The sequence below is a fragment of the Salmonella sp. SJTUF15581 genome (genome assembly GCF_043356775.1).
Taxonomy (GTDB): Bacteria; Pseudomonadota; Gammaproteobacteria; order Enterobacterales; family Enterobacteriaceae; genus Salmonella; species Salmonella enterica.
The window spans coordinates 11994-27563 of the sequence record NZ_JBEUJY010000024.1 but is presented as its reverse complement, the minus strand read 5'-3'; the positions used below and the strand labels follow the sequence as shown (position 1 = coordinate 27563).

Genomic DNA, 15570 nt, shown 5'->3' with positions numbered 1-15570 from the left:
CAAGAGGCCCGAAGGTCCCCCTCTTTGGTCTTGCGACGTTATGCGGTATTAGCCACCGTTTCCAGTAGTTATCCCCCTCCATCAGGCAGTTTCCCAGACATTACTCACCCGTCCGCCACTCGTCAGCGAAGCAGCAAGCTGCTTCCTGTTACCGTTCGACTTGCATGTGTTAGGCCTGCCCCCAGCGTTCAATCTGAGCCATGATCAAACTCTTCAATTTAAAAGTTTGATGCTCATGAATTAAACTTCGTAATGAATTACGTGTTCACTCTTGAGACTTGGTATTCATTTTTCGTCTTGCGACGTCAAGAATCCGTATCTTCGAGTGCCCACACAGATTGTCTGATAAATTGTTAAAGAGCAGGTGCGACGCGGCTTGCAGCTCACCGTCGCGAGGTGGCGTATATTACGCTTTCCTCTTTCAGAGTCAACCCTGAATTTCAGGATTTTTCTCTTCAACCGACCGGCTGTTTGTGTGAAGTGATTCACATCCGCCGTGTCGATGGAGGCGCATTATAGGGATCCCATTTTTTTGCACAAGCGTTTTTTGGATCTTTTTTTCTGTTTGTTGATTTTTCATCCCTTTCGCTCCATTCCTGCGCAAAGTGGCGATTTTTTGATGCTATCTCCCCTTGCACAACGCCGTTAAAGCAACCAAAGTCTTCATGACTATTCATTTATGATGAGGTAGACATGTCTGACACATTACGTCCTTATAAGGATCTTTTTCCTGAAATCGGTCAGCGCGTGATGATCGATACCAGCAGCGTGGTTATTGGTGATGTCCGTCTGGCGGATGATATCGGGATCTGGCCGCTTGTGGTGATTCGCGGCGATGTGAATTACGTTGCGATAGGGGCTCGTACGAACATTCAGGATGGCAGCGTTCTTCACGTAACCCACAAGTCTCCATCCAATCCACACGGCAACCCATTAATCATTGGCGAAGATGTTACCGTTGGCCATAAAGTTATGCTGCACGGCTGTACCATCGGTAACCGCGTACTGGTCGGTATGGGCTCCATTGTGCTGGATGGCGCGATAATAGAAGATGACGTAATGATTGGTGCGGGAAGCCTGGTGCCGCAGCACAAACGGCTGGAAAGCGGCTATTTATATCTTGGCAGTCCGGTAAAACAGATCCGCCCCCTGAGCGATGCTGAGAGATCGGGCCTGCAGTACTCCGCCAATAACTATGTAAAATGGAAAGACGACTATCTTTCTCAGGATAACCATATCCAACCGTGATCGTCTTCCTGCTGGGCCAGGATTAATGCTTCAGCCTCTTCTTCCAGGTCCCAGCGATACTCACGAAAAATGGCCAGCCATTGCTCCGCTGTTTCTCCACCAAAGCGATACGCCAGTACATCTTTTTTTATTGCACACGTGAGTTGCATCCCATTAACCAGGGCGGGAAAGATGACAGCGCTGGCGGCAGTATCCCATTCTTCGCGGTCAGGAAATTGTATGGCCTGGTTCACGCTAATAATTCCTGCTGTAGCTGCTCAATCACTGGCTCGACCTGCGGTAATACACCGTGCCAAAGCAAAACGGCATGTGCAGCCTGCCCCACCAGCATTCCCAGCCCATCTGCGTAGCGTTTTGCGCCCTGTTGTACACACCAGGAGAGAAATGGCGTATTCCCTTTTTGATAGAACATGTCATAGCAACAGAGGGAAGGGTGAATAAGTGACGCTGGTATCGCCGGGATTTCGCCCCGTATGCCGCTGGAGGTCGCATTAATAATTAGGTCAAACTCACAACCATCCAGCTTGTCCATATCCGTGGCATGAACGCTGCCGGTATGAGCAAAGATTTTCGCCAACGCTTCGGCACGTGAAGCTGTACGGTTGGTGATAGTGACCGCGCAATCCAAAGAAAGCAGAGGTAACAGCACGCCCCGGGATGCGCCGCCCGCGCCAATCAGCAAAATACGCCATCCTGGGCGGATAAAATTTAAACGTTTGAGATCGCTTAATAAACCGATACCGTCAGTATTGTCGCCAAGCAAACGACCATCTTCCAGCCGCTTTAATGTATTGACTGCTCCCGCCAGCGATGCTCGTTCCGTTAACTCATCCGATCGCGCAAACGCCTCCTCTTTAAAAGGTACTGTGATGTTTGCGCCTTTTCCCCCTGCCGCGAAAAAGGCATCAAGCGTATTAATGAAATTATTAATAGGGGCCAGCACGCGACCATAGGGGTGAACAATATCTAGCTGCTGAGCAAATTGCTGATGAATAAATGGCGATTTGCTGTGCGCAATCGGATTTCCAAAAACAGCATAGGTTTCCATCATATTACCCCTGTCGAAACAGTTCGCCCGTCAGAGCATCGCGAATTTCTGAAGGATTTAAACGCCCACCCGTTGCGCCTTCAACCACCGGAAAATCATCACCAAATTGCGCACGCACCTCTTCAACGGTACGGCATGGCGGTAATCCGCTCAGATTGGCGCTGGTGGAAACCAGCGGTTTGCCATACGCATTGCATAGCGCGACCACCAGCGGGTGATTGGTAACACGAACGGCCAGGGAATCAAAACGTCCCGTGAGCCACCGCGGCGTTGTCGCGGGCGCAGGAAAAACAAACGTTACCGGCCCGGGCCAGCAATCAAATACCGCTTTACGCTGTGCGGCGGTAAGTATGCTGTCATCAATATAAGGTTTTAACTGCTCAAAGCTGGCGGCAATCAAAATGAGTCCCTTATCGACGGGCCGTTGTTTTAACGCCAGCAGGCGCGTAACGGCTGTTTCACTATCGGGATCGCAGCCGACGCCGAAAACGGCTTCTGTTGGATAAGCGATGACATTTTCTTTATTCAGGAGATCTACCGCCGCGGCGATAGATCCTGTTGGCAGGTTATTATTCACTTGTTTATTCCACCGGAACCGGCTTTCCACATTGTTTACTGGCGCAAAAGCGCTTCACGCCCTGCGCGGTTTTCTTTTCGATGAGTAGCGGATAATGGCACTCGGGGCATTCCCCCGCAACCGGTGTGAAGTTAATGACGAACTGACATTCCGGGTAGCGATCGCAGGAATGAAAGATTTTACCGTAACGAGAACGGCGCTGGACCAAATGTCCTTGCTGGCAGGCTGGACAGGCAATCGCCGTTTCATCCGGTTTATCAATAACCACTGTATGTTCACATTGCGGATACTGACTGCATCCGATGAACATGCCAAAGCGCCCCTGACGCAGCACCAGTACGGCGCCACACTCAGGACATAGTTGCCCCTCCAGAATTTTAACGATATGCCCGTCCGCCTGACTTTTCAGCGGACGAACGTAATCGCATTCCGGATAGCGAGAACAGCCGAGAAACGGACCATGTTTCCCGGAACGAATTACCAGTTCGGCCCCGCACTGCGGGCAGGGCTCATTTTTACGCACCGAAAACAGTGCTGATTTAGCCATATTCACTCATGCAGCATTAACACCTATCAATGCAGCATACCTTCATTTACCTCAAAGAGTAATTCTTCCATTTGCTGATAGGCGTTTTCACAGCCCGGAATGTTGAATAACACCATCAAAATAACCCATTTCAAGTCTTCCAGGTCAAACTCTGCGGTATCCAGCGCCAGCACACGCTCAATCACCATTTCTCGTGTTTCGAGGTTTAGCACCTGAATCTGCTCAAGGAATAACAGGAACCCCCGGCAACTGGCATCAAGCCTTTCACACTCTTCAACCGTATAAATGCGCATTGAAAGAGGGTCGGAAGCAAGTTGCATGGGTTCCGCGAGGCCATCCTGATAGTCAGCGAGTTTTTCCAGCCACAGCAGCGCATTGTAGATGTCTTCGCGATCAAACCCGGCGTCGGTGAGATCACGCTCCAGTCTGTCCTGATCCACGCGCAGCTCGGCTTCGTTATGGATGTATGTTTCAAACAAATACATTAGTACGTCGAACATGGCTTGCCCTCCTTAATCGGACATAGCCGCCGGGTACAGCTGCGATCCATCCTGCTAACTCCAGTTCGAGTAGCTGAGCCACTACCGCTGGCACAGGTTGGCCGGCACGTTCAGCGACGACGTCAACAGGTGTTACCTCATCTCCTACGTTAGCCAGGAGCTCAGGAAATGGCAATGCCGCCTCATCCTGATTTAGTGAATAAAGTGAATTTTCCGCCGTAGTTGGCAACCAGTGTAAGCCGTATTGCAAATTTTCCAGAATATCCTCCGGCGTCGTCACAAGCGTGGCCCCTTGTTTAATTAACCAGTGCGTGCCTTCGCTTCCCGGACTACCGATAGGACCTGGTAATGCAAAAACGTCCCGCCCCTGTTCAAGCGCGCAGCGCGCCGTCACCAACGAACCGCTGCGCAACGCCGCCTCAATCACCAGCACGCCTTTGCTCAGTCCGCTGATGATACGGTTTCTGCGAGGAAAATGTTGCGGTAGCGGAGGCGTTGAAAGCGGAAATTCTGAGACCACTGCGCCGCCGGTGGCAATCAAGTTTTCAGCCAGCATGGCATGTCGGCGAGGATAAATCTTTGCCAAGCCATTCCCTAACACCGCTACACTTTTTCCCCCCATACTCACCGCGGCGTTGTGTGCTACGCCATCAATTCCCCGGGCAAGGCCACTGGTGATCGTCAAACCGCTTTTCGCAAGGCTTTCGCAAAGCAGACGTCCCCAGCGTTCTCCATACCAGGAGTGGCTCCGGCTCCCTACGACGGCAAGTTGGCAGGTATGCAGACAGGCAGGATCGCCGTCAATAAAAATAGCGCCGGGATAATCGTCAATAGCACGCAGTTGGGGAGGATAAATTTCACTATCCGCACACAGAAAATGGTGCTGCGGTAGTTCAAGCCAGCGTAATGTCTCATCAAGCACACCTGCTGGAAGCTGTAAAAAACGTTCAGCTTGCCGCGCGGTAAGACCAGCCTCCTGAAGGTGCGTGCGATTTATCTGAGGCTGGCGAATAAGCGAGTTCGCCATGTTCAACATCGCCTCGCCATAAAGGTCGCCGACGTACATTAAACGTAACCAAATTTCGGTACGGGCCATCCTTTCCCTCCCCTGCCACAAGCAGTCTGAACAATCTTTGCGATTGGTCACTGATGCTGTCAATCAGGTGGGGATTTGTCTAGAATAGAGGTAATAATCTTTTCAACTCCTGAACACAACTCTGGATAATTATGTCAGTTTTGCAAGTGTTACATATTCCGGACGAGCGCCTTCGCAAAGTCGCAAAGCCGGTTGAAGAAGTGAATGCAGAAATTCAGCGTATCGTCGATGATATGTTCGAAACGATGTACGCGGAAGAAGGTATCGGTCTGGCCGCAACGCAGGTCGATATCCACCAGCGGATCATCGTGATTGACGTTTCGGAAAACCGCGACGAGCGCCTGGTACTCATTAACCCGGAATTGCTGGAGAAAAGTGGCGAAACGGGTATAGAAGAAGGCTGTCTGTCGATTCCGGAACAGCGCGCTTTAGTGCCGCGCGCCGAGAAAGTGAAAATCCGCGCGCTGGATCGCGACGGCAACCCGTTTGAGCTTGAAGCGGATGGTTTGCTGGCAATTTGCATTCAGCATGAGATGGATCATCTGGTCGGTAAACTGTTTATCGATTATTTGTCGCCGCTGAAGCAACAACGTATTCGTCAGAAAGTAGAAAAACTCGACCGCCTGAACGCCCGGGCTTAAAGGACAAGAACCAACGTGTCAGATTCACTACGTATTATTTTTGCGGGTACACCTGACTTTGCAGCGCGTCATCTCGACGCGCTGTTAACTTCTGGACATAACGTTGTCGGCGTATTTACCCAACCCGATCGTCCAGCAGGTCGCGGCAAAAAGTTGATGCCCAGCCCGGTAAAAGTGCTGGCGGAAGAAAAAGGCCTGCCCGTTTTCCAGCCCGTGTCGCTTCGTCCTCAGGAAAACCAGCATCTGGTTGCTGACTTACATGCCGACGTCATGGTTGTCGTAGCATATGGTCTGATTCTCCCAAAGGCAGTGCTGGATATGCCCCGTCTCGGATGTATCAACGTTCACGGTTCGCTGCTTCCACGCTGGCGCGGCGCGGCGCCTATTCAGCGCTCACTCTGGGCAGGCGATGCGGAAACCGGCGTCACAATTATGCAGATGGATGTAGGGCTGGATACCGGCGACATGCTGTATAAACTTGCGTGCCCGATTACCGCAGAAGATACCAGTGGCTCACTGTATAATAAGTTGGCTGAACTTGGCCCGCAGGGGTTAATTACCACACTAAAACAACTGGCGGACGGCACAGCGACGCCTGAAGCGCAGAATGAAGCGCTGGTCACTCATGCGGAAAAGCTCAGTAAAGAAGAAGCGCGTATTGACTGGTCTCTCTCCGCAGCACAGCTGGAGCGTTGCATTCGCGCCTTTAATCCGTGGCCAATGAGCTGGCTGGAAATCGACGGTCAGCCGGTAAAAGTCTGGCAGGCGTCCGTCATTGAGGACGCCACGCAGTCGCTGCCGGGAACCATTCTGGCCGCGACGAAACAGGGCATTCAGGTTGCAACAGGCAAGGGGATATTAAATTTGCTTTCGCTTCAGCCTGCCGGCAAAAAAGCGATGAGCGCCCAGGATCTGTTAAATTCACGCCGGGAATGGTTTATTCCTGGTAACCGTCTTGCCTGACGGTCACGTCTTTATACGCCCGGTATTACCGGGCATTTTTATTTTATACATATGAAAAAACAAAACAATTTACGTAGTCTGGCAGCACAGGCCGTTGAACAGGTCGTCGAACAGGGACAATCATTAAGTAATGTGCTCCCGCCGCTGCAACAAAAAGTCGCCGATAAAGACAAAGCGCTACTTCAGGAGCTGTGCTTTGGCGTCCTGCGAACTCTTTCACAGCTGGAATGGCTGATCAATAAGCTGATGTCTCGTCCAATGACCGGCAAGCAGCGTACAGTGCATTACTTAATTATGGTCGGCTTTTATCAGTTGCTGTACACCCGCGTTCCTCCCCATGCGGCGCTGGCTGAAACCGTTGAAGGCGCGGTCTCCATCAAACGTCCGCAGTTGAAAGGGTTAATTAACGGCGTCCTGCGCCAGTTTCAGCGCCAGCAGGAAACGTTGCTTAATGAGTTTGCGACCAGCGATGCGCGCTTTTTACATCCAGATTGGCTGGTAAAGCGTTTGCAAAATGCTTACCCCACACAGTGGCAACACATTATTGAAGCGAATAACCAGCGTCCACCGATGTGGCTACGTGTAAATCGTACACACCACACCCGCGACGGTTGGCTTGGCTTACTTGAAGACGCAGGCATGAAGGGATATCCCCATCCCGATTATCCCGACGCTGTACGTCTGGAAACGCCAGCTCCGGTACATGCTTTACCCGGTTTTGCTGAGGGTTGGGTAACTGTCCAGGATGCCTCTGCGCAGGGATGTGCGGTTTTTCTCGCTCCTCAGAACGGTGAGCACATTTTAGACTTGTGCGCCGCGCCCGGCGGTAAAACTACGCATATTCTCGAAGCGGCCCCCGAAGCAGACGTGTTGGCGGTTGATATTGATGAACAACGACTCTCCCGCGTTTACGACAACCTAAAGCGTCTTGGGATGAAAGCGACAGTTCAACAAGGGGATGGACGTTATCCCGCCCAATGGTGCGGCGAGCAGCAGTTTGACCGTATTCTGCTGGATGCGCCCTGCTCCGCAACCGGCGTCATTCGCCGTCATCCAGATATCAAATGGCTGCGTCGCGATCGCGATATCGCGGAACTGGCGCAATTACAGGCGGAAATTCTTGATGCCGTCTGGCCGCGCCTGAAGCCCGGCGGGACGCTGGTTTACGCCACCTGTTCCGTACTGCCGGAAGAAAACCGCGATCAGATCAAAGCCTTTTTGCAACGCACTCCCGATGCCGCGCTCAGCGAAACGGGAACACCTGATCAGCCAGGACAGCAGAATCTGCCGGGCGGCGAAGAAGGTGATGGGTTCTTTTACGCTAAGCTAATCAAGAAGTGATGAGATAACGGGCCACGACTGATGAAAATTATCATACTGGGCGCAGGGCAAGTTGGCGGAACACTGGCGGAAAACCTGGTCGGCGAAAACAACGACATCACGGTGGTTGATACCAACGGCGAACGGTTACGCAGTTTGCAAGATAAGTTCGATCTACGCGTAGTTCAGGGGCATGGTTCGCATCCCCGCGTGTTGCGCGAAGCGGGCGCTGACGATGCGGATATGCTGGTCGCTGTCACCAGTTCAGATGAAACTAATATGGTTGCCTGTCAGGTAGCCTATTCACTCTTCAACACTCCAAACCGTATCGCCCGCATTCGCTCCCCGGACTATGTTCGCGATGCGGATAAACTCTTTCATTCTGAAGCGGTTCCGATTGATCATCTGATCGCGCCGGAGCAGTTGGTTATCGATAATATTTATCGTCTGATCGAGTATCCGGGAGCATTACAGGTTGTAAACTTTGCCGAAGGGAAAGTCAGTCTGGCAGTAGTAAAAGCCTACTATGGCGGTCCACTAATAGGTAACGCGCTCTCGACAATGCGAGAGCATATGCCGCATATCGATACCCGCGTTGCCGCAATTTTCCGCCATGACAGACCAATCCGTCCTCAGGGCTCGACTATCGTGGAAGCAGGGGATGAAGTCTTCTTTATTGCGGCTTCACAGCATATCCGTGCAGTAATGAGCGAATTACAGCGTCTGGAAAAACCCTACAAGCGCATCATGCTGGTGGGCGGCGGCAATATCGGCGCCGGGCTGGCAAGGCGTCTGGAAAAAGACTATAGCGTTAAATTGATCGAACGCGATCAACAACGCGCCGCAGAACTGGCTGAGAAACTGCAAAACACGATCGTCTTTTTTGGCGACGCTTCCGATCAGGAATTGCTGGCGGAGGAGCATATTGATCAGGTCGATCTCTTTATCGCGGTCACTAACGATGATGAAGCCAATATCATGTCCGCGATGTTGGCTAAGCGGATGGGTGCCAAAAAAGTGATGGTGCTGATTCAGCGTCGAGCTTATGTCGATCTTGTGCAGGGTAGCGTTATAGATATTGCGATTTCTCCGCAGCAGGCCACCATCTCTGCATTACTGAGCCATGTGCGTAAAGCAGATATCGTCGGCGTTTCCTCACTACGTCGCGGGGTTGCCGAAGCCATCGAAGCCGTCGCGCACGGCGATGAAAGCACTTCCCGCGTGGTTGGCCGCGTCATTGACGAAATTAAACTGCCGCCAGGCACCATTATTGGCGCGGTCGTTCGCGGTAATGATGTCATGATTGCTAATGACAATTTGCGCATTGAACAAGGCGATCACGTCATTATGTTTTTGACCGATAAAAAGTTTATTACCGACGTCGAACGTCTGTTCCAGCCAAGTCCTTTCTTCCTCTAATTTAAGGGGCGCTCATTCAGCGCCCTTTTTAATTCCCTTTATTTATCAAGGTTTAATTTATTTCGCTAAACAGAAGCCGTAAATGGAAAATGCCTTAGCATTTGTTAAACTTATAACGTCAGCTGCATAGGGAGAATAAAAATGAGTTTTATTAAAGAATTTCGCGAATTCGCGATGCGCGGGAATGTTGTGGATTTGGCAGTGGGTGTCATTATTGGCGCGGCATTCGGTAAGATTGTTTCTTCACTGGTTGCCGATATCATTATGCCGCCGTTGGGATTGTTAATCGGCGGGATCGACTTTAAACAATTTGCTTTTACGTTACGCGAAGCGCAGGGAGATATTCCGGCGGTCGTCATGCATTACGGCGTGTTTATCCAGAACGTATTTGATTTTGTGATTGTGGCCTTTGCTATCTTTGTTGCCATTAAGCTTATCAACAGACTCAACCGTAAAAAAGCAGAAGAGCCGGCAGCTCCGCCAGCGCCTTCTAAAGAGGAAGTGTTATTGGGCGAAATCCGCGATCTGCTGAAAGAACAAAATAACCGTTCTTAATAAGCAGAAGGCCAGTGGTAAAAAAGTCACTTACTTTCTTGCCACTGGCCTCCCAGTTCCCTCGATTACCGTGTTTACCTTTACGCAGATAACTTCCTTTGCCTTTCTTATTTTTTTCAACGCGTTGCCTGAACAGTGGATCGTGCAGTAATGCCTCAATGGCATTGTCCTTTATCTGCCCTTTCTTATGTTGATAACGACTCATAATGTCTCCCGATTGTATAAATTAACGGCGCGAGTGTAGCCCCGCCGGTTCAATAAATCAACATCCTGATTTCGCTCCACTGGCCCCCTGCTCCAGGGCTTCCAGAATGGAACAATAGACGCTACTGTGGGCCGTTCCGCAACAAGCATCATTAAGCCTTTGTAACGAACGCTGCATCGTTTGCAGTTCCGCAATCCTGGCTTCAACCTCCTGCAATCGCTCTTGCACAATACTTTTTGACTCCTGACAGGTATGGTGCTCAGGATCAATTCGGATCGATAAAAGTTCGCGGATCGAGTCGAGCGTGAAACCCAACTGTCGCGCATAACGAATAAATTTGAGACGCTGCAGATCGTTTTCGGTATACAGACGAAACCCGCCTTCAGTACGTACCTCATGATCCATCATCTGCTGTTTTTCATAGTAGCGAATGGTATCAGGCGTTACGTCTGCCAGCTTTGCCAGCTCACCAATGCGATACATACAAGCTCCGTTAATTATCGTTGATTTTATGCAGCAGTTTTTCTGCATACTCACCGTGTAAAAAGTCGGTACTCAACCCAGCCTGCCGAAGTTTTAGTTCAAGCAGGGAGAGCTGGCGACTAACCTGATGGTATCGAGGGTCATCTTCCCGGATACTGTTGAGGATATCAAGTAACTGAATAGCATCTCTGCGCTGCTCCAGCTCAGGGGGAAGACAGCCCGCATTCTTGAGTAAGCGATAACCCGCACGAGGTTCCGCCGGCACATGAGAATCATCATCCAGAATAAGCGGCTCGCCGCGGCCAGGCAGATTATCAAACTCGCCTTTACGCTGTGCCTCGATAATATGACGCTCTGCCCACTGGTCAAGTAACCACATGTGTCGCTCCAGGGATTGAACGAAAAGAATACAATTATTGTAGATATGTGGGGTTCAGGAGGGTATAAAAAAACCCGCCGAAGCGGGTTTTTTTACGTTACTACAGATTACTCTGCAGCAGCTTCTGTTTTCTCTGAACGATCAACCAGCTCGATGTATGCCATCGGCGCGTTGTCGCCTGCACGGAAGCCACACTTCAGAATGCGAGTGTAACCACCGGCGCGGCTCGCGAAACGCGGGCCCAGCTCGTTAAACAGTTTTGCCACGATCTCGTTATCACGAGTACGGGCGAATGCCAGACGACGATTAGCAACGCTATCAGTCTTGGCAAGAGTAATCAGCGGCTCAACTACGCGACGCAGCTCTTTCGCTTTAGGCAGGGTCGTCTTGATGATTTCATGACGAACCAGTGAACCTGCCATGTTGCGGAACATAGCCTGGCGATGGCTGCTGTTGCGGTTCAGTTGACGACCACTCTTACGATGGCGCATGACCTTATCCTTCTCAGTAAAACCTTAACCTGTGATCCGGTTACTCGTCAGCGATGCTTGCCGGTGGCCAGTTTTCCAGGCGCATACCCAGAGACAGTCCACGGGAAGCCAGCACGTCTTTAATCTCGGTAAGAGATTTTTTACCCAGGTTAGGCGTCTTAAGAAGCTCAACCTCGGTACGCTGTACCAGATCACCGATATAGTGGATAGCTTCTGCCTTGAGGCAGTTAGCAGAGCGGACAGTCAATTCCAGATCGTCAACAGGGCGCAGCAGGATCGGATCGAATTCTGGTTTCTCTTCTTTCACTTCCGGTTGACGTACATCACGTAAATCAACGAAAGCTTCCAGTTGTTCAGCCAGGATGGTTGCCGCACGACGAATCGCCTCTTCAGGATCGATTGTGCCGTTGGTTTCCATTTCGATGACCAGCTTGTCCAGGTCGGTACGCTGTTCTACACGCGCTGCTTCAACATTGTAGGCAATACGCTCTACAGGGCTGTAGCAGGCGTCGACCAGCAGACGGCCGATTGGGCGCTCATCTTCTTCCGAATGAATTCGGGTAGAAGCCGGCACATAACCACGACCGCGCTGAACTTTGATACGCATACTAATAGACGCGTTTTCATCGGTCAGGTGGCAGATCACGTGCTGCGGCTTGACGATTTCGACATCCCCATCATGGGTGATATCGGCTGCAGTCACAGGGCCAATGCCAGATTTATTCAAGGTAAGAATAACTTCATCTTTACCCTGAACTCTCACCGCCAGCCCTTTCAGGTTGAGCAGGATTTCCAGGATGTCTTCCTGAACGCCTTCTTTGGTGCTGTACTCATGTAGTACACCATCAATCTCAACCTCGGTCACCGCGCAACCCGGCATCGATGAGAGCAGAATACGGCGCAGTGCGTTACCCAGAGTATGGCCGAAGCCACGCTCTAAAGGCTCAAGGGTCACCTTGGCGTGCGTCGAACTCACTTGCTCGATATCTACCAGGCGCGGTTTTAGAAACTCTGTCACAGAACCCTGCATTGTGTCCTCTCTTTGGTACTAAGCTTTACTTGGAGTAAAGCTCGACGATCAGGTGTTCGTTAATGTCCGCAGACAGATCAGAACGCTCAGGCTTACGCTTGTACGTACCTTCCATCTTGCCAGCATCAACTTCCAGCCAGGTTGGCTTTTCACGCTGCTCAGCCAGCTCCAGAGCGGCTTTCACGCGAGACTGCTTCTTCGCTTTCTCACGAATGCTAACAACGTCATTCGGACTAACCTGATAAGAAGCGATGTTAACAACACGACCGTTTACCATAATTGCTTTATGGCTAACCAACTGACGTGCTTCTGCACGAGTGGCGCCGAAGCCCATACGGTATACAACGTTGTCCAGACGACCTTCCAGCAGAGCCAACAGGTTTTCACCGGTGTTGCCTTTCAGACGTGCTGCTTCTTTGTAGTAGTTACGGAACTGACGCTCCAGCACACCGTAAATGCGGCGAACTTTTTGCTTTTCACGCAACTGCACACCATAGTCAGACAGACGCGGCTTACGCGCACCGTGCTGGCCAGGAGCTTGTTCAATTTTACACTTGGTATCGATCGCGCGAACGCCAGACTTAAGGAATAAGTCGGTGCCCTCACGACGGCTCAGCTTGAGCTTAGGACCCAAATATCTTGCCATTTTCTTTCTCCAACTAACCTGGAAAACGAAGCGTTATACGCGACGTTTTTTCGGCGGACGACAACCGTTATGAGGGATCGGAGTCACATCAGTAATATTAGTGATGCGGAAACCAGCGGCGTTCAGAGCACGAATAGTAGATTCGCGGCCTGGACCCGGACCTTTAACCATAACTTCCAGATTCTTGATACCGTATTCTTTCACGGCGTCAGCGCAACGCTCTGCTGCAACCTGAGCTGCAAACGGAGTGGATTTGCGAGAACCACGGAAACCGGAACCACCGGCTGTTGCCCAACCCAGCGCATTACCCTGACGATCGGTAATAGTCACGATGGTGTTGTTGAAAGAAGCATGGATATGAGCCACGCCGTCAGAGACTTGTTTTCTTACACGTTTACGTGCGCGAACTGGTGCCTTTGCCATTATTCAATCACCCCGATTATTTCTTGATCGGTTTGCGCGGACCCTTACGGGTACGAGCGTTGGTCTTGGTACGCTGACCGCGAACCGGGAGACCACGACGATGACGCAAACCGCGATAGCAACCAAGATCCATCAGGCGCTTGATGCTCATGCTGATTTCACGGCGCAGATCACCTTCAACGACAAATTTGGCAACTTCGTCACGCAGCGTGTCGATTTGTTCTTCAGACAGCTCACTGATCTTAACATTTTCAGCGATACCCGCTGCAGCCAGGATGGCTTTAGAACGGGTCTTGCCGACACCGTAGATCGAAGTTAACGCGATCACGGCGTGTTTCTGATCAGGAATGTTAATGCCTGCTATACGGGCCACTATGCACTCCTACTATTTAATATGTACGTACCATGCTGAAAAGCCCGTTTTCAGGATACTCAAATGGAAACGTACAGACATACAAAAGATTGGCTGGCTAATCTAGCCAGCTCAACCCAACTTTGCAAGAAAAATATGCGAAAAAATCAGCCTTGGCGCTGTTTATGCTTCGGCTCGGCACTGCAAATCACACGGATGACACCATCACGCTTAACGATTTTGCAGTTACGGCATAATTTCTTGACGGAAGCACGAACTTTCATTTTTACTCTCCGTAACTTCTCAGGCGACCAATTAACGGCCGTAGCCTTTCAGGTTCGCCTTCTTCAATGCAGACTCATACTGACTGGACATCATCAGAGTTTGCACTTGAGCCATAAAGTCCATAATCACGACAACAACGATAAGCAGTGAGGTCCCACCGAAGTAGAACGGCACTTTCATTGCATCACGCATGAACTCCGGGATCAGGCAGATAAAGGTAATATACAGCGCACCAACCAGGGTCAGGCGGGTCATTACTTTATCGATATACTTCGCCGTTTGCTCTCCCGGACGAATTCCTGGTACAAATGCACCGGACTTCTTCAGGTTATCTGCTGTTTCACGCGGGTTGAAAACCAACGCCGTGTAGAAGAAACAGAAGAAGATGATTGCAGACGCATAGAGTAACACATAAAGCGGTTGCCCAGGCTGCAAATACAGCGAAATTGTTGTCAGCCAGTTCCAACCAGTACCGCCCCCGAACCATGACGCGATGGTCGCCGGGAACAGAATAATACTGGAAGCGAAGATTGCCGGGATTACCCCCGCCATATTCACTTTCAGCGGTAAATGTGTGCTCTGTGCAGCATAGACACGACGACCTTGCTGACGTTTGGCGTAGTTTACCACAATACGGCGTTGACCACGTTCAACGAATACTACAAAGAACGTCACTGCAAATACTAATACTGCAACCAACAGCAACACGAGGAAGTGCAGGTCGCCTTGACGCGCTTGCTCGATAGTATGGGCAATGGCTGGCGGGAGTCCCGCAACGATACCAGCGAAGATGATGATTGAGATACCGTTACCGATACCGCGCTCAGTAATCTGTTCGCCGAGCCACATCAGGAACATCGTCCCTGTAACCAGACTTACAACAGCGGTGAAATAGAATGCAAAGCCTGGATTCATCACCAGGCCCTGCATACCAGGCATATTCGGCAAACCGGTAGCAATACCGATCGACTGGAATATCGCCAGCACCAGAGTACCGTAACGGGTGTACTGGCTGATCTTACGACGACCAGACTCCCCTTCTTTCTTAATTTCTGCCAGCGTTGGATGAACCACCGTCAACAGCTGGATAATGATCGACGCCGAAATATACGGCATGATCCCCAGGGCAAAGATAGAAGCACGGCTGAGAGCACCACCAGAGAACATGTTAAACATTTCAATGATGGTGCCTCGCTGTTGCTCAAGCAGTTTGGCAAGTACAGCGGCATCAATACCAGGGATCGGAATAAAAGAGCCAATACGGAACACAATCAGCGCGCCGATAACAAACAGCAGTCTGCGTTTCAGCTCACCTAAGCCACCTTTGGCACTTTGAAAATCTAATCCCGGTTGTTTAGCCAT

The 15570-nt window shown here is 50.8% G+C and carries 22 protein-coding genes, 1 rRNA gene and 1 pseudogene; 6 read left to right on the top strand and 18 right to left on the bottom strand.

All coding sequences use genetic code 11. The features are described 5' to 3' along the window. Both ABVN36_RS23920 and ABVN36_RS23915 read right to left on the bottom strand, forming a co-directional pair. A 16S ribosomal RNA gene (locus ABVN36_RS23920) occupies positions 1-220 on the bottom strand; the annotation flags it as partial. 207 nt (positions 221-427) lie between these two features. Beyond that, positions 428-580 (bottom strand): hypothetical protein, encoded by a 153-nt coding sequence (locus ABVN36_RS23915; RefSeq protein WP_000795911.1) that lies wholly within the window; start codon positions 578-580, stop codon positions 428-430. A 113-nt stretch (positions 581-693) separates the two neighbouring features. Between ABVN36_RS23915 and ABVN36_RS23910 the strand changes: the two genes are divergently transcribed. Next, complete coding sequence (locus tag ABVN36_RS23910; RefSeq protein ID WP_001285628.1) at positions 694-1248, top strand: gamma carbonic anhydrase family protein; 555 nt, start codon at positions 694-696, stop codon at positions 1246-1248. On the opposite strand, the gene ABVN36_RS23905 is transcribed toward ABVN36_RS23910, so the two are convergent. The 6 genes from ABVN36_RS23905 to dprA are packed head-to-tail and all read right to left on the bottom strand — an operon-like array spanning position 1224 to position 5016. Beyond that, positions 1224-1481, bottom strand: a complete 258-nt coding sequence (locus ABVN36_RS23905) for a DUF1488 domain-containing protein (protein ID WP_001070575.1) — start codon at positions 1479-1481, stop codon at positions 1224-1226. The two genes, ABVN36_RS23910 and ABVN36_RS23905, sit on opposite strands and share 25 nt — an antisense overlap. Further along, positions 1478-2296: a shikimate dehydrogenase gene (aroE, locus tag ABVN36_RS23900; protein WP_001658711.1), complete on the bottom strand. Its 819-nt coding sequence runs from the start codon at positions 2294-2296 to the stop codon at positions 1478-1480. The genes ABVN36_RS23905 and aroE overlap by 4 nt, the downstream gene beginning before the upstream one ends. Positions 2297-2300: 4 nt before the next feature. Further along, complete coding sequence (tsaC, locus tag ABVN36_RS23895) at positions 2301-2873, bottom strand: L-threonylcarbamoyladenylate synthase type 1 TsaC (RefSeq protein WP_001063613.1); 573 nt, start codon at positions 2871-2873, stop codon at positions 2301-2303. Between the two features lie 4 nt (positions 2874-2877). Then, a complete protein-coding gene (locus ABVN36_RS23890) occupies positions 2878-3420 on the bottom strand; it encodes a type I DNA topoisomerase (protein ID WP_001129708.1) in 543 nt (180 codons plus the stop codon). Positions 3421-3446: 26 nt separating this feature from the next. Beyond that, a complete protein-coding gene (gene smg / locus ABVN36_RS23885) occupies positions 3447-3920 on the bottom strand; it encodes a DUF494 family protein Smg (RefSeq protein WP_000460663.1) in 474 nt (157 codons plus the stop codon). Further along, complete coding sequence (gene dprA / locus ABVN36_RS23880) at positions 3892-5016, bottom strand: DNA-protecting protein DprA (protein WP_000124529.1); 1125 nt, start codon at positions 5014-5016, stop codon at positions 3892-3894. Before dprA ends, smg begins: the two co-directional genes overlap by 29 nt. Positions 5017-5147: 131 nt before the next feature. Here dprA and def point away from each other — a divergent pair, with 131 nt between their 5' ends. The 5 genes from def to mscL all read left to right on the top strand — a co-directional run bounded on the left by def (position 5148) and on the right by mscL (position 9914). After that, positions 5148-5657 carry a peptide deformylase gene (gene def / locus ABVN36_RS23875; RefSeq protein ID WP_000114987.1) on the top strand — a complete coding sequence of 170 codons (510 nt, stop codon included), beginning with the start codon at positions 5148-5150 and terminating at the stop codon, positions 5655-5657. Positions 5658-5672: 15 nt separating this feature from the next. Continuing rightward, complete coding sequence (fmt, locus tag ABVN36_RS23870; RefSeq protein WP_001285165.1) at positions 5673-6620, top strand: methionyl-tRNA formyltransferase; 948 nt, start codon at positions 5673-5675, stop codon at positions 6618-6620. 51 nt (positions 6621-6671) lie between these two features. Further along, entirely contained in the window at positions 6672-7961 is a 1290-nt protein-coding gene (gene rsmB / locus ABVN36_RS23865) for a 16S rRNA (cytosine(967)-C(5))-methyltransferase RsmB (protein ID WP_023138348.1), read from the top strand. A 21-nt stretch (positions 7962-7982) separates the two neighbouring features. Continuing rightward, positions 7983-9359: a Trk system potassium transporter TrkA gene (trkA, locus tag ABVN36_RS23860; RefSeq protein ID WP_000691374.1), complete on the top strand. Its 1377-nt coding sequence runs from the start codon at positions 7983-7985 to the stop codon at positions 9357-9359. 141 nt (positions 9360-9500) lie between these two features. Beyond that, the gene (gene mscL / locus ABVN36_RS23855) at positions 9501-9914 is read left to right on the top strand and encodes a large-conductance mechanosensitive channel protein MscL (protein WP_000008119.1); all 414 of its coding nucleotides are present in this window, start codon (positions 9501-9503) and stop codon (positions 9912-9914) included. A 1-nt stretch (position 9915) separates the two neighbouring features. Here the strand turns inward: mscL and ABVN36_RS23850 are convergent. The 10 genes and pseudogenes from ABVN36_RS23850 to secY form a co-directional block, all read right to left on the bottom strand. Then, a pseudogene (locus tag ABVN36_RS23850) lies at positions 9916-10119 on the bottom strand (alternative ribosome-rescue factor A); the annotation flags it as partial. 57 nt (positions 10120-10176) lie between these two features. Continuing rightward, positions 10177-10602, bottom strand: a complete 426-nt coding sequence (zntR, locus tag ABVN36_RS23845) for a Zn(2+)-responsive transcriptional regulator (protein WP_000285585.1) — start codon at positions 10600-10602, stop codon at positions 10177-10179. A gap of 10 nt (positions 10603-10612) precedes the next feature. Beyond that, positions 10613-10981, bottom strand: coding sequence for a DUF1992 domain-containing protein (locus ABVN36_RS23840; protein WP_112324632.1), 369 nt, complete (start codon positions 10979-10981; stop codon positions 10613-10615). Positions 10982-11088: 107 nt separating this feature from the next. Next, complete coding sequence (gene rplQ / locus ABVN36_RS23835; protein WP_001216370.1) at positions 11089-11472, bottom strand: 50S ribosomal protein L17; 384 nt, start codon at positions 11470-11472, stop codon at positions 11089-11091. A 40-nt stretch (positions 11473-11512) separates the two neighbouring features. Then, positions 11513-12502: a DNA-directed RNA polymerase subunit alpha gene (locus tag ABVN36_RS23830; RefSeq protein ID WP_001162094.1), complete on the bottom strand. Its 990-nt coding sequence runs from the start codon at positions 12500-12502 to the stop codon at positions 11513-11515. A 25-nt stretch (positions 12503-12527) separates the two neighbouring features. Next, positions 12528-13148, bottom strand: coding sequence for a 30S ribosomal protein S4 (gene rpsD / locus ABVN36_RS23825; RefSeq protein ID WP_000135226.1), 621 nt, complete (start codon positions 13146-13148; stop codon positions 12528-12530). A gap of 33 nt (positions 13149-13181) precedes the next feature. Then, positions 13182-13571: a 30S ribosomal protein S11 gene (rpsK, locus tag ABVN36_RS23820; RefSeq protein WP_001029758.1), complete on the bottom strand. Its 390-nt coding sequence runs from the start codon at positions 13569-13571 to the stop codon at positions 13182-13184. 16 nt (positions 13572-13587) lie between these two features. Beyond that, positions 13588-13944, bottom strand: coding sequence for a 30S ribosomal protein S13 (rpsM, locus tag ABVN36_RS23815; protein ID WP_000090780.1), 357 nt, complete (start codon positions 13942-13944; stop codon positions 13588-13590). 146 nt (positions 13945-14090) lie between these two features. Next, entirely contained in the window at positions 14091-14207 is a 117-nt protein-coding gene (rpmJ, locus tag ABVN36_RS23810) for a 50S ribosomal protein L36 (protein ID WP_000868187.1), read from the bottom strand. A gap of 31 nt (positions 14208-14238) precedes the next feature. Beyond that, a complete protein-coding gene (secY, locus tag ABVN36_RS23805; protein ID WP_001118864.1) occupies positions 14239-15570 on the bottom strand; it encodes a preprotein translocase subunit SecY in 1332 nt (443 codons plus the stop codon).